The sequence below is a fragment of the Mariniphaga sp. genome, assembly GCF_041687215.1.
Classification (GTDB): domain Bacteria; phylum Bacteroidota; class Bacteroidia; order Bacteroidales; family Prolixibacteraceae; genus Mariniphaga.
In genome coordinates, this window is sequence record NZ_JAWLCI010000082.1 from 1 (window position 1) to 20,648 (window position 20,648).

Consider the following 20,648-nt stretch of genomic DNA (forward strand, 5'->3'; position numbering starts at 1 on the left):
GTAAAAACTATATTTAAAAATCAAAATGAATTGAAAGTAAAATTGCATTTTTTCTGATAAAATTAAGTTTGAAGGTGGTTTTTAGTTGGAAAGTGAATTAAATAACGTTTTTATTGCATTCATCGGCATAAACATTTTCATACTCTCGGGCAACAATTCCATGATTTTTATTTCAATGCAGCAGGAATATTGAAAAATTAGAATAATCCGCTTCATTTTTTCTATTTTTGTGCCACTTGAAAAGCTATGACCAAAAAACAACTAACATATTTAATTGCCGCTGTTTTTCTGGTTTTTTCCTGCCAATTCAAACCGGGGAAAATCAACCAGCAAGTGAAGCGAAAGCCGGTTATTCAGCCGGATTATTCCGAAATAACCATCCCATCAAATATTGCCCCGCTTAATTTCTATGTGGAAGAACCGGGAGATCGCTTTTTAGTTAAGATTACCGGACAAAATGGAAATGCAATTTCAATTTTTTCAAAAGATGGTACTTTTCGTTTTCCGGGAAAAAAATGGAAAAAGCTATTAGAACAAAACCTGAACGGAAGGCTGAATTACACCGTTTTTGCAGAAAGGGAAGGGGAGTGGCTGCAATTTGAATCTTTTTCTCAAATGGTGGTAGCCGACCCGGTAGATCAGTTTCTGTATTACCGGCTGCTGCACCCGGGTTACGAGAGCTGGACCGAAATCAGTATTATGCAAAGAAACCTGGAAAATTTCAAAGAACATACTTTAGTGGAAAACAATGTGCTCGACCAGAATTGTGTAAACTGCCATGCGTTTAACCATCAAAACCCGGAAAACTTTATGCTTCACGTGCGGGGTTCGTATGGCGGAACCTATTTTTTGGAAGGCGACAACCTGGTGAATGTGAACCTGAAAACCAAAGGGAACGAAAATGGCGCCACCTATCCGCGCTGGCATCCTTCGGGCAGATTTGTGGCTTTTTCATCGAACAAAGTGGTGCAACAGTTTCACTCAGCAGCTTCGAAAAAGATTGAAGTATCGGATTTGAATTCGAAACTGGTGTTATACGACCGGCAGCTGAATGAAATTATGGATATAGGAGTTCAGAACAGGGGCCAGTTTATGGATACATATCCGGAATGGTCGCCCGATGGGCAAATGCTATATTTTTGTCGTGCTGAACAAATCGGAACAGAATATGATTACCGCGATATTCAGTACGATTTATATCGTGTTGAGTTTAATCCGGAAACCAGAAAATTTGGCAGGACTGAATCGGTTTATAAAGCCTCTGATGTGGGCCAAAGTGTTTCGTTTCCACGCATTTCGCCAGATGGAAATTCGCTGGTTTTTACTTTACACGATTACGGCTGTTTCCCCATCTGGCATAAAGAGGCCGATTTGTACTCCATAAACCTTACTGATTTTGAGGTGGACAAACTGCCGGTGAACAGCGAATTTACCGAAAGTTACCATTCGTGGTCTTCCAACGGCAGGTGGCTTTTATTCAGCAGCAAGCGGGGCGACGGACTTTCGGCACGACCATATATGGCGCATGTTTCAGCCACAGGTGAAGCAGGCAAACCGTTTGTTTTGCCGCAAAAAGATCCCCGGTTTTACGAGGGTTTTGTAAAAACGTTCAATATCCCGGAATTCTCAACTTCTGCCGTTTCCTTTTCACCCGGTAAACTCAGGAAAACGGCCAGAAGCGAGCCAGTTCAGGCCAAATGGACGATTCAATAGAAATTGTATGCAGCGAACTTACTTTCAACATAACCGGATTTTAACCTATTTGCCTTACCTTCTTTTTTTTCTGGTCACATATGTTTTCTTTTTATGGTTTGCAGGTTATATTTTTTTCTATCAGGAAAAACTTTCACTTTTTTTGGTTTCAGAGGAATTCTTGCGGAAACACCTGAGTCAACCTGGGGGTTTTCTTCAATATTTGGCAGTGTTTTTAACCGCGTTTTACCGTTTTGAAGTTTTAGGTGCTGCCATTCTTTCATTTATTCTTTTGCTTGTGGTCTGGCTCTCCGCATTAACCGGAAAAGAAATTTTAGGGAAGCCGGTTTATTTTTTACCCTTTCTGGTCGGGGCGGGGTTGGTATTGTTGCATTCACACTATCAGTTTCAAACGGTTAACTCACTTGGAATTTTAATGCAACTGGTGTGGTTTTTTGCAATCCTCCGTTTTTTCAGGAAAAATAGATTGTGGTTTACTGTTTTGTTGTTTCCGGTTTGGTATTTCCTTACCGGCGGTTTTGCATGGCTGTTTCTGATGATGTTTTCTTTTTACCTGGCTACATGTTCCGGAAGAAAACGCTGGATTCATATGGGAACGCTGCTTTTGGTTGCATTTCTTTCCTTTTTCATTTCCAAAGAATTTTTGTTTTTTGAAACAACCAAAACCTTGTTGCAATATCCTTTTTCCGGTTTGAATGCTGGCATGCAAACCAAAGAATTTGTTTTATTGGCCGGATTGATTGGCTTGTTTCCTTTACTATTCAAAATAAAGTTTAATCGTTCGAAAAACAGGAGTACCCTAAAAGTAAGCTGGGTTCAGTTTTCGCCCATTTTGATCATTCTGATTTTGGCAGGAGCGCTTTCCCAACGCACCGATCGCAAAAACAGCCACTATTTTCATGTTGAAAAGCTCTTTTATGAGAGGAAATTTGATGAAATAATTGCCTTCAATAAAACATTTCCGACAACCAACAAACTTATCCTTTTTCTGAATAATATTGCTTTGGCAGAAACGGGCCAACTTACCGAACGGCTGTTTGAGTTTCCGCAAAGCCCTGACGGAGAGACGCTGTTTCTGAAATGGGAAACCATTGGTGAAGTGCTTCGTCGTGGCGGTTATTTTTACTACACGGTTGGATTAGTGAATGAAGCTCATCGCTGGGCATACGAATACATGGTAATGCGCGGCTACACCCCTGAAGGTTTAAAAATGCTGATAAAAACCGAATTGATAAACGGCAATTACAAGGTCGCTTCCAAATACATAGAAATTCTTAACCAGTCACTTTTTTACCGGAAAGAGGCAAGGGATTTTGAAAAAATGCTGAATAATGATGAGACGATAAACAATCACCCTGAACTTGGCATGAAAAAACAACTCAAACCGAAAACGGACTTTTTTGTGCTTTCCGATGCACCCGAAGCTAACCTCGAACCGTTACTGAAAGCGGATTCTACAAATGTTTTTGCTGTTGAATATCAGTTTGCGTGGTTGTTGCTGCAGAAAGATGCAGAAGCCGTTACAGAAAAACTACCGCTTCTTGAAAAAGCAGGATATAATCGTATGCCGCGACACATCGACGAAGCAGCAACAGGATTTAAGCTTTTGAATATGGGCGAGTTTCCTAATTTGGATTATTTACGAACCACTACCGAAACTGAACAGCGATTCAGACAGTATTATCAGATTTTCCAACAGAACAGCAACAGCCGCGAAAACGCACAGCGGGCGCTTTTCCCGCAATTTTCAGATACCTTTTGGTACTACCTGTTTTTTAATTGATTTTTTTTCCGGCTGAATGAAGATTCTTTGGGAGAATTCTTTTTATTTCCCGTAAGTGTAGAGAAATCAATTGGTGAATTTTTTCTGTTTTCCTGCAGATGTAGCTGATTTTCGCAAATTTCTGTTTTCAGGTAAAACACCTGGAACTGAGCTTAACAAGTTGGAAAAAAAACAGTTACCCGATATGAAAATATTTATGAGGGTGTTACATTATTTATTATCTTCGAAAAACAAAAACATAAAAAATGACAGATTTAAGTTTATATACCAAAATATCTTCATTACCTGATTATTTAAAATCAGAAGTGGTTGATTTTATAGACTTCCTTAGTACAAAAAGGAAAAAAGAAAAACCAGGAAAAAAGAAAGACAGGGTATTTGGTTATGCAAAAGGGAAAATTACACTAAAGCCAGATTTTGATGATCCTGTTGATGACTTTAAAGAATACATGTAATGGACCTTTTTTTAGACACACATGTTTTTCTATGGTACATTGACGGAAATGAGCAGTTACCTGAAAAAATTGTAAAAATAATTAACAATAAATCTAATCGATGTTTTGTAAGTATTGCAAGTATTTGGGAGATTGTAATAAAATTGTCAATTGATAAACTGGAAATCAAAGGAGGATTTAAAACCATAGAAAACTTTTTGGATAACAATGATTTTGAAATATTACCAATTGATTTAGGCGATACCAAAACATTATTAAAGCTGGATTTTTTTCATCGTGATCCTTTTGACAGAATGATCATTGCGCAGGCGATAGCATCTGATTTAAAGATTATCTCAAAAGATAAGCAGTTTAAAGATTACAATATGGAAATTTTATGGTAATCACTAATTTTATTTTTTTTCATCATGTCAATATCTCCCTTTCTGACAAATAAATTACTATTTACTTTCTGATTTTCGCAAATCTCCGTCTTCCCTGAAAAGCAGCACAAATCCCACCATTAAACCCACCGAAACCAGCGTGGTAATTCCCCATATCGCATCCCAGTTGTAGCCGGCAGCAGTTTTGTAATGATGAATGAGCCGGGCACACAAAAAGTTACCCACCAGTAAACCTGCGCCAAAAGTTACCAGGAAAATAAATCCCTGTGCTTGCGATTTTAATTGAGCGGGAGCTTTTTTATCGATGTAAATCTGGCCGCCTACATAGAAAAATCCGAAAATCAATCCGTGAATTAAAATACCGATGTAATACATCCATGGCTGAGCAATAGCGCCACCGGCATAGAATGAAAAATAGCGAATGGAAAGTGCAACCAAACCGAGAATCATGGTTTTTCGCAATCCGAACTTTTTTATAGCCACCGGCACTAAAAGCAAAAATCCCATTTCGGCCAGCACACCCCAGTTAATGGTAATGGAGATGTATTGGGTATTAATGTTCAGCAAAAATTCCGAAAAATAGGAATAGTACATGGCAAAGGGAATCATGGAAAGGAAGGAAAACAGAATGAACAGGGCAAAATTGCGATCTTTCATCAATTGTACCGAACCCAGTCCAAACGCATCTATAAGCGTTGATTTTTGGCCTTTGGCCAACGGAGGTGTATTGGGAAGTGTCAGGTTCAGTAAAACAGCGACCATGCTCACTCCGGCACCACAATAAAATGGCAGGTGTGTACCATCAAAATCAATGTTTAGCAATTTGATGAAGGTTAAACTAAATATACCTGATGTCACCCAGCCAATAGAACCAAAGACCCTAACTTTGGGAAAATCTTCTGAAGGCAGATGCACCATGGCAATGGCAGAGGTTAAACTCCACGAAGGCATGTAGGCCAGCATGGCTAAAAGCAGGCAGATGAATAGCACATCGGGATTACTGGTAGTTGCTGCCCAGAGCAACATGAGTGCATGAACAAAATTTAACCCTGCCAGCACTTTCTGGGCTGGCCAAAACCGGTCTGCCAGCATACCAACGAGTGGTGATGCCATACAGCCAATGGCCATGGAACTCAGGATAAGCGCTTTTTGAGTGCTCCCTACTTCCAGGTTGGTAAGGTATGCTGCCAGCGGAACCCACCAAACAGCGTACATCATGTATTGAAGGAGCATCATTACAGAAAGTTTGAATTTTGGCATCACCTTTAATTTTAGTTCTTATTGTTGTTTATACTTTATGTATTGTGTTATTTGAAAAAGACCGGCCCAAATTGAGCCGGTCTTTATCCTTCTAACAAAACCTAATTCTAATTGTATCCAGGGTTCTGCTGTAATTGTGGTGCCCTGTTCATTTCATCTCTGGCAATGGGCAGCCAGTAGGCCCTGTCTTCCCACGTCCGGTCGTCAACACTTTGGCTGGTGTCGTAGAACCATTTTTTACTGCCGTCGGCGTAATGATAAATTTTCATATGATAGACATTTTCTATTACCTCGTCGGCAATCATCCATTTGCGCATCATGTACCAGCGGTCGCCCTCAGCAAACAATTCAAGCTGACGTTCTTTGCGGTACCATTCGCGCGCCTGGGCCTGGTCGGTGGTAACCCTGTCGGGCAACCCGGCACGGTTGCGCACCATGTTCAGTGCATTCAGTCCTTCCTGAAGATTATTACCGCCCAATTCAATACAGGCTTCAGCATAATCTAACAAGACTTCGGCAAACCTGAATTCAAGCCACGAGTTTTCGTTGTTGAAGTGCTGGCCCACGGTAGCCGGATCCTGGTATTTTTTCAGGTAATACCCGTTTTTGGTCCCGTTCCACGATTCGATAAAACTCTGACGGGTGTCGAGTCCCGGCTGATCTATGTCAACGCCGTTAGCTGCCATAAAATAACCGGTTTGAATGCGTCCTTCCGGGTCAATTCCCTGGCCATCACTTGGACGTTGCATCCACTGGGCACCATCGAAAAATACGGTGGCATAAAACCGGGGTTCGCGTCCTACATACGGATTGCGTTCCGGGTCTTCAGCAAGTTCGGCAGCTGTAAATTCCCTCACGCTTTGGTCGCCGGGGTTGTATTTGTCCCAAACAAACGACGTTCCGTCGGCCATTTCAAATTTTCTTACCACTGGCTCATTCGGGCCGTTATTTCCCCAGTTGTGGTATCCGTTCGGTCCCCACCACCTGTTTTGGGTGGTGCGGTTGGCAACAGCCTGCAGGTGTTGTACGCCCCAAATGGCTTCATCGTCCCACGTACCTTTTTGGGTAAAAATATTAAAGAAATTATCGGCATATTCCATGATAATTTCTTCGGTCATTTCTGCCGGCGGATCTTCAGTGGTACCGGTAAGGGCGTAGTGTCCGTAATTCCCGTCAATAATACCTTTGGCAGCAGCTTTGGCAGCTTCGAGCCTTTGTGTACGGGAACCGCTTTGGAATGAAACCAGCGGATTGTTTGCTTCGTAGCCCCCATTCATTAAAATACCGGTACTCCAGCTTAAAATCCTTGATTTTAATGCTGCAGCAGCGCCTTTTGTGGCGCGTCCCTGTTCAATTCCGGTTTTGTCGGGCAACAAGGAAATAGCCTGGTCACAATCCTCAAGAATAAATGCCAGTGTTTCATCAATAGTTGAACGGTTAATGGAAAGAAAATCCTGGTCCAGTTGGAAGGGTTCTTTTACAATTACAACACCGCCATAAGAACGCATGAGGTTGGCATAGTCGAACGCACGGATGAAGTAAGCTTCACCTTTCATTCTTTGAATAAGTGCTTCATCTTGGCTTGTTTTTGTGGGAACATTGTCAACATTAGCCAGGAAGATGTTCACATTTTTAATGTTGCTGTACAACGACCATGAAATCCAGTTAAAGCGCCAGTCTCCAAAGTGCCCCAGATAATCGGGACTCATGGTTCCCTTAATATTGGTATAACCACTGGGCCGGTGAATACACAATACTTCGTCGGTAGCTCCGGCAAGTATGTCTTCACGCAATCCCAGCAACATGTTATTGTCAACGCCAATAAAATCGTAACATCTTCCCAGGTAGGCTTTAGCTAAGTTAATGTCCTCGAATACCGATTCTTCGTTAAACGCATCCACGGCTTTCTGGTCGAGTACATCTTCGCACGATGTTGTCGCAAAAATGAGCGACAGCATCACTAATGAATATCCTATTATTTTTTTCATATTCTTCATTTTTCAGATTTCAAAAAATTAAAACGTAATCCTTGCTCCAATAGCCAGTGTACGAATAGCCGGATAGGTCATTGGCGCACCGATTTCCGGGTCAAAGTTCTTCTGGGCAGCATAAATCAGAAACAAGTTGTTTCCTGAAAAGTAAATACTGGCCCTTGAGATTCCGGTATTACCAAACACTTCGCTGGGAATGTTATAGGTAAGCACAGCATTTTTCAAACGGGCATAAGCCATGTTATCGTAATGGTAGGTGCTGTTATTAACATTGAATGCCCAATAGACATCATTGCGGTTATAGGCTCTCGCTACATCGGTTTGCCTGTTTTCCGGTGTCCAGCGGTTGTCGAAACTCCATTGGAAATAGTTTCCGGCTTCTCCACGGCGTTCATCCGCAATATTCATCCGGTAGTAAGTTCCCTGTCCCTGCGCCAGCACAGATAATGTCCAGTTTTTCCATGAAGCATCCAGTGAAATTCCGTAAAAGATTTCAGGAGCATCGGTTTTGTCGAGCAAAATGCGGTCGTCAGCCGTAATTTGTCCGTCGCCGCTAACATCTTCAAAAATAACATCACCCGGTTTGGCGCCACCCGGCCAGTTTGGATAAGAGTTTACATGGGCTTCATCTTCAAAAATGCCAATGGCATTGTAAAGCAGAGCAGCTCCGTATGGGTGGCCGGTGCGTTGCTGCCATGGAACAGAACGTTCCGGTTCATCCATAAACACAACTTCGTTGTGGTTGTATGCAATATTTCCGGAAACATCTATCCTGAAATCGTTACTGATTTGGTTGTGGTAACCGGCTTCAACTTCCAAACCGCGGTTGTCAACCTCTGCAATGTTTTCATCAGGAAGCGATAATCCGGTGAAACGCGGAACAGAAGCATCTCTGGTGGCAAGAATATCCGACCTTTTGCTGTAGAAATAGTCGAAGTTAAGGGAGAATAGATTGTCGAGCAATTGCGATTCAAATCCAATATTGTAAGTGGTTTGTTTTTCCCATGTAATGAATGGGTTAGCTACGGTTGATTGTTGAACAACTGTTTCCACAACTTTTCCTGTTCCCAAAGTCAAACCTGTTCCCAATCCGTATTTGTTCATATACTGGAACGGATTTCCCGGGTCCATACCCATTTTCCCATAGGTTGCTTTCAGTTTAAAGTAATCAACAAAGCCAATGTTTTCTTTCCAGAAATCTTCTTCTGAAGCCCTCCATCCGAGCAATAGTCCGGGGAAGTTACCCCAACGGCTTTCGGGCGGGAATTTCAGCGATCCATCGCGACGGAAAATGGCTTCCAGCAAATATTTGCCCTGGTAGCTGTAGTTGAAACGGCCTATCCACGATTTGCGGGCATAAATGTCCATACTTCCCCAGTTATCCTTATCAGCATTGGACCCGGCATCTATGGTTTGTACCACATCGGAGATATAATATTTCCGGAATGCTCCAAACCAGTTGCCTTTTTGGTCGATTTGTTCGAAAGCGCCAAAAAGATTTATGGAATGATCGCCAAAATCTTTTGCATAGTTAAAATTGAAGTTGGTCAGCATTCTAATGTCCCTGTCGTAATCTTCGGCCAGTTCAGGTGAAGAATAACCACGCAGGGTGGGAGTGAGGTCCATGCTGGTGATGAATCCTTCCGAATCGCGAACGGCTGAATCCCAGATGGGGAAGTAAAGGGTCCACGGTTTGCGGAATCTTTTCCGGTAAAAGTTGGTGGCGTCGTAAGAGAACGAAGCGTTTAGTGATAATCCAGGCACCATTGGCGGAGTGATGGTTCCACTAAAAGTTAACTGGTTAATGTACTCTTTCTGATCATCATATCCACCTTCCAACGTAGAAGTTACTACCGGGTTGTCGCCGTATTCAATGTCGGGTCCCGGCTCACCGGTTGGCCAGAACGACCATTGAGTGGGTACCAAACGGGTAGCTTGTCCGTAAATAGCTCCGGCACTTTTTGTGGGATACATTTTGTTGTTGAGGAAACCGGCATAATCCACCGATGTTTTTAACCAGTCGGTAATGGTTAAATCCAGTTTTGCCCTCAGATTGTATTGGCGGTAGTTGGTCGATTCCTGTTTGTAAATGGCTTCTTCATTTTTGTATCCGAAGGAAACGTAATAAACCATTCCACTGGTGCCACCATTCAAATTCACATTGTGTTTACTGGTTGTTGTCCAGTTGGCTACCAGGTCGCCCATCCAGTCGCTGTTGGGATGTTCCCAGGGGTCTCTTCCACTGTAAAACAATGCGATATCTTCATCAGAGAACGTTCTGGGTTTATTTTCGTAATCCTGAAACTCACTGAGCATGGTGGCATAGTCGCCTGCATTGGTTACTTTGGGAAGGATGGTGGGTTGCATAAATCCCTGGAAGAATTGGTAGCTCAGCGTGGGTTTTCCGGTTTGACCGGTTTTTGTAGTAACCAGAATAACACCGTTGGCAGCAGTTGAACCGTAAATGGCTGCCGAGGCATCTTTCAGCACTGAAATACTTTCAATGTCAATCGGGTCGATGTCACCCAGCGAACGACCAGGCACACCATCAACCACAACCAGAGGAGCTGTAATGGAAGGATTATCGTTCCGGTTTCCTAATGTGGTACGTCCACGAACCAGAATGGTAGCCTCGTTTTGTCCGGGTTCACCACTTCCCTGAATAACAACTGAACCCGGCATGCGGCCTGAAATAGCATTGGTAACATCGGCTGCCGGAATAGCATCGATTTTTTCACCGCTTACCGAAGTAACCGAACCTACAATGTTGGCTTTTTTCTGCGAGGCATACCCTACAGCAATGACCTCTTCCAAACCAATGGTTTCGGCTTCAAGGGTAATATTAATGGCTGTTTGATTGCCAATGCTTACCTGTTGACGCCTCATGCCCACAAAAGAATATACCAGAACACGGGCATCTGCGGGTACCTGCAGTGTGTAATTTCCGTCAATGTCGGTTACAACACCAATGGTTGTTCCCTGCACCACAACAGAAACACCCGGCAGCGGCATTCCTTCTTCATCAATTACTTTCCCGGAAATGGTTTTTTGCTGCTGCATGCCAACAGACGCGGAAGCAGTAGTGTTTACTTCCTTCGGAAAAACAATTACCTGGCGATCAATAACTTTATAATCCAGGTTGTGCTTAGGAAGAAGTTCATCCAGAATTTCTTCTACACGCGCACCTTGCTTGTTGAAGGTAACTTTTTGGTTGTCATTCACCTCGTTGTTGTTGTAGATGAATTTAAACTCACTTTGGTCGGCAATCGCTTTGAAAACTTCTTTCAGGGTAACCTGTTTCATTTTCAAGTCGAAAGTGACCGTTTCAGAATATGCGCTGGCCTGCGCATTGGTTACCAGCGCCAACAAGAGCAGCAGAGCAATTGATGCACGCCGGATTTTTTTTAGCTGTCGCAGAAAAAGGGACAGCAACCCTTTCATGTTTTGTTCCATACATTACTGGTTTAGCACATTAAACAATTATTTAATTAACACTCATTTTTTTAAAAAGGAAGAAGTTTATAAGATTTTCTTCCTCCCGTTATTATTGGTTAAAGTCTTAATTCTATTTTACAGAACGAATCAGAACTCCCTGATTTGAAATATGATAGTTAAAAGTTTTGGCTTCGCTAAGTAACAGCAGTATTTTTTCCAGCGGCTCGTCGGTGAATTCAGCCGTGAATCTCAATTTCCCGGCTTCATTGTCAGAAATTAATATCCGTGTATCAAATTTTCTTTCCAGTTCCAAAACGATGTAAAAAAGTTCTTCGTTGTAAAAGTTTAGTATTCCGTTTCTCCAGGCAGCCCTGTTATCAGCATCGGTTTGTGAAATAATCATTTTTTTGTTTTCGGGATTAAAATGAGCCCGTTGGCCTGGTTCCAGAAATGCAGCATTTATGTCATTTTGTTCAGGCTCAAGTTTAATTCTTCCCTCATAAAGTTCAATTTCCTGAATTTTGTTGTTAGGCCAGGAACATAAATTGAAAGCAGTACCCAGTACTTTTGTTTTTAGCGAAGGTGTTTTAATAATGAAAGGAAGTTTGGGGTTGTGGGCCACTTCAAAATAGGCTTCACCGTACAACCTGGCTAACCTGAATTCACCGTTAAACGGTTCCATTGTTAGCAGATAGGAATCGCTGTTCAGCCAAACTTTTGTACCATCTGATAAAACAAACTGGTTAACTTCATTTGAATAGGAATGGTATTCGTGAAGGGTGGGCGTGTTTTGTTGTCCCATGAAAAAAATTCCAGACAGTCCTAATGAAATTAACAAAAGCACGACCACTGCAATTTTATAAATGAAATGGTTATTTTTTACGGGTTTGTTTTGATATGTGAAGCCCAGCTTTTTTTCTGTTTTGTCAATTATCCGATGTGAAATATCAGGGGGATGAATCCGGTTCCAGAATTCTTTTAAAGAATGGTATTGTTTGCTGAACGAATCATCGTTTTGCAAACTTTTGCGTATCAGATTTTTTTCTTCTTCAGTTAAATCTGAATTCAGTTCTTTGACAAGCAGTTCGAAAAGTTTATCTTTTTCAGTCATTATTATCGTCTCTGGAATTATGACGCAGGAAAGAAAAAAACTACCTAATTGAAAAGTAAGAAAATCTTAAAAAGAAAATAAGCTGGCTTGTTTCAACGGAGAATGTTTTTGTCGTCTTTTTTTTCTGACTCCCAATGTTTCTGACAATTTTTTCAGAGCAAAAACAAGGTGGTTGTTCACAGTTTTTTCAGAAACATCCATTATTTCAGCTATTTCCTTGTATTTCAATCCGCTGAACTTGGCCAGCGAAAAGGCTAGTTTGCATTTGGGTGGAAGTTGCTCAATGGCCTGGTAAATCGCACTTAGTTTTTCTGAGTTGATGTACTGGCTTTCCGGGCATTCAACCGCTGGTACCATAAAATCATCAAATCCATCAAGTGTAATCAGGTTTTCTTTCCGGTTTTTACGTATGTGGGAAATGCACGAATTTTTAACGCTGACAAATAAGTAAGATTTCAGGTTTTCAATTTCAGTTAGATTTGAACGATTTTCCCAGGTTTTTACAAATACATCGCTGACTATTTCTTCGGCAATTTCCTTTTTTCGGATAAAACCCATGGCAAAAAGAAACAAATCGTCGGAAATGAATTCCATCAGACACCTGAATTTTCTTTCGTCTCCCAGGGAAATGCGGTGGATGCTTTGTTTACTGAAAGGCATAATTTAATGATTAGTTCCAGTTACAGCTAAATTTGTTTAATTTCACATCAAAGTTAGAAAAAAATAGAATTGAAAAAAGTATTCTATACATTTATTTTTCTGAAATTTTGAAAGAAATCATTAGTTCAGAAAAATACTGCTTTACAATCCCAGCACTTCATCAATCTCCTTCATAGCATTGAGCGACAGTTCTGCAAATTCGTTTAACGGAATGCCAATTTTCTCACATTCCAAAATGTTTTCGCGCTTTACCGATGCCGCAAAGGCTTTTTGTTTCATACGTTTGGTGATGGATTTGGCTTTAACCGGGGCAATTTTTTTGTCGGGGTAAACCAGCGCCGTGGCGGTAATCAGGCCGGTAATGGTTTCGCCGGCGGCCAGTGCATGTTGAAATTCAGTGGAGCGCTCTTTGCCGGTAGCCATTTCGTTGTGCATTACAATGGCATCGAGCATTTCGTCGGTTACTGTTCCTTTCAGCAGATTTTCGGCATAAGGACCGTGCGTTTTGGGATCGGCGTTGGTAATTTCCACGTCAATGTCGTGTAAAAGACCGGCAATTCCCCATTCGTCTTCGTTTTTGCCTAATCGCCTTGCCAAAGCCCGCATCACTGCCTCTGAGGCATAACAGTGCTTTCGCATATTTTCCGACTGTATATTTTCTTCCAAAAGGGTTAGGGCTTCTTCACGTTTAATCATTTTATTCCGGTTTTTGTATTGACAAATATACGATTTGAATTTTCATTCAAAAATCGATTAGAAAAGATTTATCGCTTTTCCAATCCTAATTTTTTCGACTTTCAATCTGAAAAATTCACCTAAAAATACCATAAATGCTATTTTTGCGTTTTGACAAAAAAGCTGTAAATACAATTAATTATGTTTTCAGGAAAAAGTAAACTTTTTGTTTTGCTCATTTCACTTTTGTTTAATTTCGTTTTTGAGGTAAATGCCCAACGCGAAAATTCTGAAGAGGAAAACACCCGTGCTCTTGAACTTGGCGTTCAGTTGCTTGAAAGGTATTTTGAAAAAGACAGTTCCTGGCATGTTTCTCATCCGAAAACAGGGGAAAAGGTTCGCGAATTAATTTATTTTATTGAGAAGGAGCCTCTCGATTCGGTTTTGAATTCGCTGTACAAATCTTTAAATGACAGCACATTTACTTTTGTGTTTCGACTGCCCGAGCATGTTTCTGACAGCCTTCAGGTTCCTGGGTATTTCCCGGCTGATGAGGTTCAGCGAAAACTGATGTTTGCAGATGCCCGGCTCCGGAAAAAATATTTTGAAGAAGAACTTTCTGTACCTGCAAGCCTGATTGTGGGAATTGAAGAAAAGGCCGGTGCAATTCCCCCGAACCAGGGCATGCAACTGTTTGAACAGGGATTTTATGAATTGCCCGACAGTTTGCAGCTACCTGATGTTATTCCCGATTCTTTAATGCAGTCGCCAACTGATTTCAGGCGGTTTTTACGGCTCGACAGCATGAAACAAATTGTTATTGAACAAAAACGTTTGGCATACAACGATTCCATTGTGAACGCCTACCGGGATTCTATAGTTGAGGATTACCGCCTTCGGAGGTACGAACAGGAGTTTGAACGGGAAAAGCAGCACCTGGTTGATTCGGTAAACTTTAATAATTACCAGGTGCTTAAATTTTATAACGATTCTGTTGTTGCCGCTGTAAATGATTCCATTGCACTTGTTGTGGCAGAGCTGGCCGAATATGCCGATTTTACGGATACTACACAGGTTAAAATGACCAACTTGCTTAATGAAGAATCATTGGTGGTTTTAAGGAATTCCATTCCCTATTATTCAAGAATATGGTTGAAAAATGAACAAAACGATTCATTGAGGTTGATGGTAAAAAGCGTTGATAAACGTACAATGCAACTGTTGATTGATGATGGCGTAACGTTTAGCCGGTTCAGGCCAAGAGAAAGTAAAGAATTTGATTTCAGTACCCTGAACCGAAGTGTTTCAGGATTATCGAATGTTCAGGAAAAATACCAGGTACTCACCCCATGGCGAATTGGCGGAGACGGATCGGTTGGATTCACACAAACCTATCTCCAGAACTGGAAAAAAGGTGGCCAAAGTGCTTTGGCGCTGCAAATTATTTTGAAAGGTTATGCCAACTGGTCGCGATATGATGACAAAGTAAAATGGGAAAATTCGGGAGAAATTCGTAACGGATATATCAGACCCGGTGGTGAAGGCGCTGAAACTCAAAAAAATGACGATAAATTTGAAGTCACCTCGCGTTTGGGGGTTAGCGCTTTTAAAAAATGGTATTACAGTACTGAATTTAACTATGAAACACAGCTTTTTAACGGGTACAAATATCCAAGGACTTCCAATCCCGAACCCATATCTGCATTTATGGGGCCGGCACGTACCTTTTTTAAATTGGGGCTCGATTACAAACCCAACAACAATTTTTCGCTGTTTCTTTCACCACTTACTGCCAAAAATGTTTTTGTGAAGGATACAATTAAAATAGATCAGACCAAATATGGAATTGACGAAGGCAGACGCAGTTATTGGGAACCGGGTTTAAATACCGATATTTTCTGGCGGAAAAACATTACGCCGGAAATTACCTACGAAACCAAGTACAAAATGTTTATCAATTACCTCCAGCCATTTGGAAACCTCGATTTTAACTGGGAAAACCTGCTGATAATGCAGTTAACTGACCATATTAACATGCGTATGATGGTTCACTTTATTTACGATGAAAAAGTTCTTTTTCCGGTTGAAGATGCCAACGGACAACCCATGGGTGAAAAGCCCAAACTTCAGATTAAGGAGTTTATAACTGTTGGTTTTTCCTATAAAATAAACAAACAGGTAACCCGTACCCGGAGGAAAAATTAGGCTTGGCTTTTTTGAGTTGATTACCATCTCCTGCATTTTCTGCTGAATGGATTTTTATTGGTATTTGTTCACCCGGATTTATTTAATTATTTAACAATGTGTCATTTTAACACAAAAGTATTATATTTACCCGCACTATTAATTTCAAAAATACTTTAAACGAAATCCGATGAAAATAATCCAATTGAAGAATCACCTGTTTTTAACACTTATGATTGCTGCCTTTTTTTCTTTTTCTGTCAATGCCCAGCAATCCCTTTTCGGAGGTGAACAGATAGTTTCGCCTGAAATTCACGAAGATAATTCTGTGACATTCAGAGTGAATGCACCCGATGCCGAAGAAGTAAAACTTGCCGGCGAATGGATGCCCTCCGAAGGCTGGACACCCGGCTCGGCTGCCATGCAAAAAAGCGAAAACGGTATCTGGAGTTTTACCACCGAACCGCTGGAGCCGGAGTTGTACAGTTACTCGTTTATCATCGACGGGTTTCGCACCACCGATCCCAACAACCCGTTCATTGTTCGTGATGTGGCTTCGGTAATGAACATTTTCATCATTGGCGGCGAACAGGCAGATTTATATAAAGTGAACAATGTTCCCCACGGTACCGTTGCCCGCCGCTGGTACGATTCTCCATCGCTTGGCAAAAACCGCCGCCTGACCATTTATACTCCGCCCGGTTATGAAAACAGTGCTGAAAAATATCCGGTGTTGTACCTGCTGCACGGCGCTGGTGGAGACGAAGAAGCCTGGATTACGCTCGGCCGCACCGCTCAAATCATGGACAATCTGATTGCGCAGAGAAAAGCCAAACCCATGATTGTGGTGATGCCCAACGGAAATGTGATTCAGGATGCTGCGCCCGGCGAAGGAACCGATGGTTTCTACAAACCGCAGTTTATGGTGCCCAAAACGATGGATGGCACCTACGAAGCTTCTTTCCCCGACATCATCAAGTTTCTGGAAAACAATTATCGCGTGAAAGCTGAAAAAGCCAGCCGCGCCATTGCCGGCTTGTCGATGGGCGGATTTCATTCGTTGCACATTTCACGGTATTATCACAATATGTTCGACTATGTCGGATTATTTTCGGCTGCGATTCTGCCCAACCAGGATGTTTCGCACGAAGTGTATGAAAACATCGATGGTACGCTGAAAACCCAAATGGAAAACGGCTACGAACTCTACTGGATTGGTATGGGAAAAACCGATTTTCTGTACGATTCGGGAGTTCAGTACCGCCAAAAACTCGACAGCATGGGAATGAAATACATTTACCGCGAAAGCGGGGGAGGCCACGTCTGGCGCAACTGGCGGGTTTATCTTTCAGAATTTGCTCCATTGTTATTTGAATAAAATCCAAAAAAATGAAAACGAACCGAAGAAACTTTTTTCAAACCATGGGAGCCGGTGCTGCCGGCCTTGGCCTTGCTTCAGCCTTCCCGCTGGCATCGCAGGCAGGAAATGTAAAACAACCTGCCGCAAAATATGACGACCAGGTACTTTTTGTGGGCGATGATATTGCCATTGCCGAAACAAAATACGGAAAAGTGCAGGGTTTTATCCTTCGCGATATTTTTCAGTTTCGCGGAATTCCTTACGGCGCCGATACCGGAGGGAAAAACCGGTTTATGCCGCCGCAACCGCCTGAACCGTGGAATGATGTTCGTCCTGCAGTGTGGTGGGGAAACTCGGCTCCGCAAATGATGGACAACCGCTACGGCAATGCCTGGGCTTCGTTTGTCGATCACTGGAACTACGATGATGTGAGCGAAGACTGCCTGAAACTGAACGTGTGGACACCGGCCATTGACAACAAAAAACGTCCGGTTATGGTCTGGCTGCACGGCGGCGGTTATACCAACGGAAACGGCATCGAACAGGATGGTTACATGGGTGAAAACCTGAGCCGCAAAGGCGATGTGGTGTTTGTTTCCATCAATCACCGGCTGGGGCCTATCGGGTTTTCCGACTTGTCGGGCGTTGGCGGTTCAAAGTACGCCGATTCCGGGAATGTGGGTGCCCTCGACATGGTAGCCGCGTTGGAATGGGTAAAGGAGAATATTGCCAACTTTGGCGGCGACCCCGGAAATGTCACCATCATGGGGCAGTCGGGCGGGGGCGCCAAGGTTTGTGTGCTGGGCGCCATGCCAAAAGCCAAAGGATTGTTCCATAAAATGGTGCCGCTCAGCGGCTCAACCACCGAAGCACAGCCACAGGAGTATTCCCGCAAACTGGGTGAATTCATTCTGAAAGAAGCCGGACTTTCTGCCGGCGAAGTGGACAAATTGCAGGAAATGCCCTGGAAAGAGTACATCCAGGTGGCCAATGCCGCTGCCCGGAAAGCTGCACAGGAAATGGGGCAGGCAGGTATGCGTGGCGGCTTTTCTCCGGTGGCCGACGGGGTGAATCTGCCCAAAGGAAAGTTTTTCGACGATGATCTTTCTGTTGATGTACCTATGCTGATATGTACGACCTTCCACGAATGGGGAATGGCTCGCACAATGCCCGAGTTGGAAGAAATTACGGCTGATGAAGCCAAAGAAATGCTGAAGGAACGGGCCGGCTTCAGAGGCGGTTTGGGCGATAAAGCACCGGAGGTTTACGATGCCTACGCCAAAGTTTTCCCCGATGCCAAACCTGTTGAAATTATGACGCTGGTTTCCAGCAACCGGAAGGGTGTGGTGGAAACGGCCGACCTGAAATCGGGACAGGAAGCACCGGTTTACGTGGCGTGGTTTGGCTGGGAGCCGCCGCTGTTCAACAACCGGATGCGCGCTTTTCACTGCCTCGACATTTGTTTCTGGTTTTACAATACTGACGTAATGCTGACACACACCGGAGGTGGCGCCCGTCCGCGGGCTCTTTCCGAAAAAATGTCGGATTCTTTGCTATCGTTTATGCGCACAGGAAACCCGAATGTGCAGGGATTGCCGAAGTGGCCGGTTTATACTCCGGAAAAAGGAGAAACCATGATTCTGAATGACAAGTGCGAAGTGCAAAACGACCCGGACCGGGAAGCACGGAAACTTTTATAGTGAAAAATACATCAGCCGGTTTAGAATATCATGATATTTTAAACCGGCACTTTAAATTATTATCTGTTTATGTAAAATCAGAAACGGAGTTACCAACTCCCGCTAAAACCCTCTTTCAGCGCTTTGTTGTAGTTTTCCAGGTTGAACTCGTACAGGTACGGCGCTTTGTATGCACCGCCTTTTTTGCGTTCGTCCAGTTTGTTTAAAATTTTGTAAGAAAGAATTTTTCGCTGAAAATTCCGGCGGTCGAGTTTTTTGCCCAAAATGGTTTCATACAGTTTCTGCAGCTCGGGCATGGTGAATTTTTCGGACAGCAAATTGTACCCAATGGGCTGGTAACTCAACTGCAACCGAATGGTTTCCAGTGCTTTATCCAGAATTTTTCGGTGGTCCATCATCAGGGATTCGATTTCTTCCAGCGCTTTCCATTCGCAGTGGTCCGAAAAGAAATCGGGAGTTGGGTTCACTTTTTCGTAATCGACCAGTGCATAAAATCCCAATGAAACAAAGCGTTGGGAGAACCATTCAATATTCGGTTCGGCGCCCGATTCCTTCAGGTCTTCCAGTGCAGGATTTACTTTCGAACGCTGCGGGTCGCTGAAAACATGAAACTGTTTCAGGAAAATGTTGTCCAGGCTGGTTCGCTCTTTCAGCACACGTTCTGCAGCCGCTTCCAGCGTTTCATCTTCTTTCATAAAACCACCCGGCAGTGCCCATTCTTTGGTATATTTCATCTGCATCAGCAATACTTTCAACTGGTTTTCGTGAAATCCAAAGATTACACAATCGAGAGAAATATGGTCGAGAAAGTTGCTAAAATTAAAATCTGACATGGTAATACGGTATGTTTTTCTTTACAAAGAAAACAAAATCTTCGCTTTTGTTTGATTAATTGATTGTAAAAAATTAATATTGTGTCGAAATGACATTTTATACATTTTCAAAAGAATTATAAAGTCTGAAACAAATTAAATCCAACGATATGAAACTAAAAATTATTTCAGGCACCCCTTTGCTTTTTATCTTGATTTTATTGGCAGGATGCACCTCCAAATGGAGCGAAGAAGTGAAGGATGGTTACAATCTTGTTCATAATAAAGGCGGGCAAACTTTGGGGTATTCGCCGGAATCAGGAATTTCGCTCATTGAAAAAAACGGGTTTGCATTTAAAGATCTGAATAAAAATGGATCGTTGGATGTATATGAAGACTGGCAGAAAGCGGCAGATGAACGGGCTAAAGATTTGGCTTCGCAAATGAGCGTGGAACAAATTGCCGGACTGATGCTTTACAGCGGGCACCAGTCGATACCCGCCGGCAGCCGCAGAGGATTTGGCGGCGGAAATTACAACGGCAAACCGCTGGAAGAAAGCGGTGCCCGGCCGGGCGACCTGACCGACCAGCAAATAAAATTTCTGACCGAAGATAATTTGAGGCATGCTTTGATTACAACGGTGCAGTCGCCGGGAGTTGCAGCGCAATGGAACAACAACATGCAGGCACTGGTAGAAGGTTTGGGACTGGGAATTCCCGGAAATACAAGCTCCGACCCGCGTCACGGCAGCGATTCTTATGCCGAATACAATGCCGGAGCCGGGGGAGATATTTCGCGCTGGCCGGGAACACTTGGCCTGGCAGCTACTTTCGACCCGGAGCTGATGCAGCAGTTTGGTGACATTGCTTCCCAGGAATACCGTGCGCTGGGGATTGCCACAGCACTCTCGCCGCAAATTGATTTGGCCACCGAGCCCCGCTGGAGCCGTTTCGACGGAACCATGGGCGAAGACCCCGGTTTGGCTGTCGATATGGCACGGGCGTATGTGGATGGCTTTCAGACTTCGCAAGGCGATGCACATATTTCGGGCGGATGGGGATTTCATAGTGTGAATGCTATGGTGAAACACTGGCCGGGAGGTGGTCCCGAAGAGGGAGGCCGCGA

General features: G+C 43.1%; 15 protein-coding genes. 8 read left to right on the plus strand and 7 right to left on the minus strand.

The window, feature by feature from the left end:
• Positions 1-246: 246 nt before the first annotated feature.
• From ACESMA_RS19540 to ACESMA_RS19555, 4 genes are all read left to right on the plus strand, one after another.
• Positions 247-1,713, plus strand: a complete 1,467-nt coding sequence (locus tag ACESMA_RS19540) for a TolB family protein (protein WP_372950554.1) — start codon at positions 247-249, stop codon at positions 1,711-1,713.
• A gap of 7 nt (positions 1,714-1,720) precedes the next feature.
• The gene (locus ACESMA_RS19545; protein WP_372950555.1) at positions 1,721-3,496 is read left to right on the plus strand and encodes a DUF6057 family protein; all 1,776 of its coding nucleotides are present in this window, start codon (positions 1,721-1,723) and stop codon (positions 3,494-3,496) included.
• 245 nt (positions 3,497-3,741) lie between these two features.
• The gene (locus tag ACESMA_RS19550) at positions 3,742-3,951 is read left to right on the plus strand and encodes a DUF2281 domain-containing protein (protein WP_372950556.1); all 210 of its coding nucleotides are present in this window, start codon (positions 3,742-3,744) and stop codon (positions 3,949-3,951) included.
• The gene (locus ACESMA_RS19555) at positions 3,951-4,334 is read left to right on the plus strand and encodes a type II toxin-antitoxin system VapC family toxin (protein WP_372950557.1); all 384 of its coding nucleotides are present in this window, start codon (positions 3,951-3,953) and stop codon (positions 4,332-4,334) included. The genes ACESMA_RS19550 and ACESMA_RS19555 overlap by 1 nt, the downstream gene beginning before the upstream one ends.
• 57 nt (positions 4,335-4,391) lie before the next feature.
• On the opposite strand, the gene ACESMA_RS19560 is transcribed toward ACESMA_RS19555, so the two are convergent.
• The 6 genes from ACESMA_RS19560 to ACESMA_RS19585 form a co-directional block, all read right to left on the minus strand.
• A complete protein-coding gene (locus tag ACESMA_RS19560; RefSeq protein WP_372950558.1) occupies positions 4,392-5,594 on the minus strand; it encodes an MFS transporter in 1,203 nt (400 codons plus the stop codon).
• Positions 5,595-5,701: 107 nt separating this feature from the next.
• The gene (locus ACESMA_RS19565) at positions 5,702-7,582 is read right to left on the minus strand and encodes a RagB/SusD family nutrient uptake outer membrane protein (RefSeq protein WP_372950559.1); all 1,881 of its coding nucleotides are present in this window, start codon (positions 7,580-7,582) and stop codon (positions 5,702-5,704) included.
• A 27-nt stretch (positions 7,583-7,609) separates the two neighbouring features.
• Entirely contained in the window at positions 7,610-11,038 is a 3,429-nt protein-coding gene (locus ACESMA_RS19570) for a TonB-dependent receptor (RefSeq protein ID WP_372950560.1), read from the minus strand.
• 112 nt (positions 11,039-11,150) lie between these two features.
• A complete protein-coding gene (locus ACESMA_RS19575) occupies positions 11,151-12,131 on the minus strand; it encodes a FecR family protein (RefSeq protein WP_372950561.1) in 981 nt (326 codons plus the stop codon).
• A gap of 66 nt (positions 12,132-12,197) precedes the next feature.
• Positions 12,198-12,791 carry an RNA polymerase sigma factor gene (locus tag ACESMA_RS19580; protein ID WP_372950562.1) on the minus strand — a complete coding sequence of 198 codons (594 nt, stop codon included), beginning with the start codon at positions 12,789-12,791 and terminating at the stop codon, positions 12,198-12,200.
• Between the two features lie 141 nt (positions 12,792-12,932).
• Positions 12,933-13,487, minus strand: a complete 555-nt coding sequence (locus ACESMA_RS19585; protein WP_372950563.1) for an HD domain-containing protein — start codon at positions 13,485-13,487, stop codon at positions 12,933-12,935.
• A gap of 180 nt (positions 13,488-13,667) precedes the next feature.
• Here ACESMA_RS19585 and ACESMA_RS19590 point away from each other — a divergent pair, with 180 nt between their 5' ends.
• The 3 genes from ACESMA_RS19590 to ACESMA_RS19600 all read left to right on the plus strand — a co-directional run bounded on the left by ACESMA_RS19590 (position 13,668) and on the right by ACESMA_RS19600 (position 18,710).
• Positions 13,668-15,671, plus strand: a complete 2,004-nt coding sequence (locus ACESMA_RS19590) for a DUF3078 domain-containing protein (protein WP_372950564.1) — start codon at positions 13,668-13,670, stop codon at positions 15,669-15,671.
• 169 nt (positions 15,672-15,840) lie between these two features.
• Positions 15,841-17,028, plus strand: a complete 1,188-nt coding sequence (locus ACESMA_RS19595; RefSeq protein ID WP_372950565.1) for an esterase — start codon at positions 15,841-15,843, stop codon at positions 17,026-17,028.
• Between the two features lie 44 nt (positions 17,029-17,072).
• Positions 17,073-18,710, plus strand: coding sequence for a carboxylesterase/lipase family protein (locus ACESMA_RS19600; protein WP_372950568.1), 1,638 nt, complete (start codon positions 17,073-17,075; stop codon positions 18,708-18,710).
• A gap of 89 nt (positions 18,711-18,799) precedes the next feature.
• Here ACESMA_RS19600 and ACESMA_RS19605 read toward each other — a convergent pair whose 3' ends face one another.
• Positions 18,800-19,543 carry an NUDIX hydrolase gene (locus tag ACESMA_RS19605; protein ID WP_372950566.1) on the minus strand — a complete coding sequence of 248 codons (744 nt, stop codon included), beginning with the start codon at positions 19,541-19,543 and terminating at the stop codon, positions 18,800-18,802.
• A gap of 149 nt (positions 19,544-19,692) precedes the next feature.
• Here ACESMA_RS19605 and ACESMA_RS19610 point away from each other — a divergent pair.
• A partial coding sequence (locus ACESMA_RS19610) for a glycoside hydrolase family 3 N-terminal domain-containing protein (RefSeq protein WP_372950567.1) occupies positions 19,693-20,648 on the plus strand: 956 nt, incomplete at its 3' end.

What these genes read in the sequence shown, in the direction of transcription:
- ACESMA_RS19540 (WP_372950554.1), top strand. Translation starts at nt 247, where the DNA reads ATGACCAAAAAACAACTAACATATTTAATTGCCGCTGTTTTTCTGGTT.
- ACESMA_RS19545 (WP_372950555.1), top strand. Translation starts at nt 1,721, where the DNA reads ATGCAGCGAACTTACTTTCAACATAACCGGATTTTAACCTATTTGCCT.
- ACESMA_RS19550 (WP_372950556.1), top strand. Translation starts at nt 3,742, where the DNA reads ATGACAGATTTAAGTTTATATACCAAAATATCTTCATTACCTGATTAT.
- ACESMA_RS19555 (WP_372950557.1), top strand. Translation starts at nt 3,951, where the DNA reads ATGGACCTTTTTTTAGACACACATGTTTTTCTATGGTACATTGACGGA.
- ACESMA_RS19560 (WP_372950558.1), bottom strand. Translation starts at nt 5,594, where the DNA reads ATGCCAAAATTCAAACTTTCTGTAATGATGCTCCTTCAATACATGATG.
- ACESMA_RS19565 (WP_372950559.1), bottom strand. Translation starts at nt 7,582, where the DNA reads ATGAAAAAAATAATAGGATATTCATTAGTGATGCTGTCGCTCATTTTT.
- ACESMA_RS19570 (WP_372950560.1), bottom strand. Translation starts at nt 11,038, where the DNA reads ATGGAACAAAACATGAAAGGGTTGCTGTCCCTTTTTCTGCGACAGCTA.
- ACESMA_RS19575 (WP_372950561.1), bottom strand. Translation starts at nt 12,131, where the DNA reads ATGACTGAAAAAGATAAACTTTTCGAACTGCTTGTCAAAGAACTGAAT.
- ACESMA_RS19580 (WP_372950562.1), bottom strand. Translation starts at nt 12,791, where the DNA reads ATGCCTTTCAGTAAACAAAGCATCCACCGCATTTCCCTGGGAGACGAA.
- ACESMA_RS19585 (WP_372950563.1), bottom strand. Translation starts at nt 13,487, where the DNA reads ATGATTAAACGTGAAGAAGCCCTAACCCTTTTGGAAGAAAATATACAG.
- ACESMA_RS19590 (WP_372950564.1), top strand. Translation starts at nt 13,668, where the DNA reads ATGTTTTCAGGAAAAAGTAAACTTTTTGTTTTGCTCATTTCACTTTTG.
- ACESMA_RS19595 (WP_372950565.1), top strand. Translation starts at nt 15,841, where the DNA reads ATGAAAATAATCCAATTGAAGAATCACCTGTTTTTAACACTTATGATT.
- ACESMA_RS19600 (WP_372950568.1), top strand. Translation starts at nt 17,073, where the DNA reads ATGGGAGCCGGTGCTGCCGGCCTTGGCCTTGCTTCAGCCTTCCCGCTG.
- ACESMA_RS19605 (WP_372950566.1), bottom strand. Translation starts at nt 19,543, where the DNA reads ATGTCAGATTTTAATTTTAGCAACTTTCTCGACCATATTTCTCTCGAT.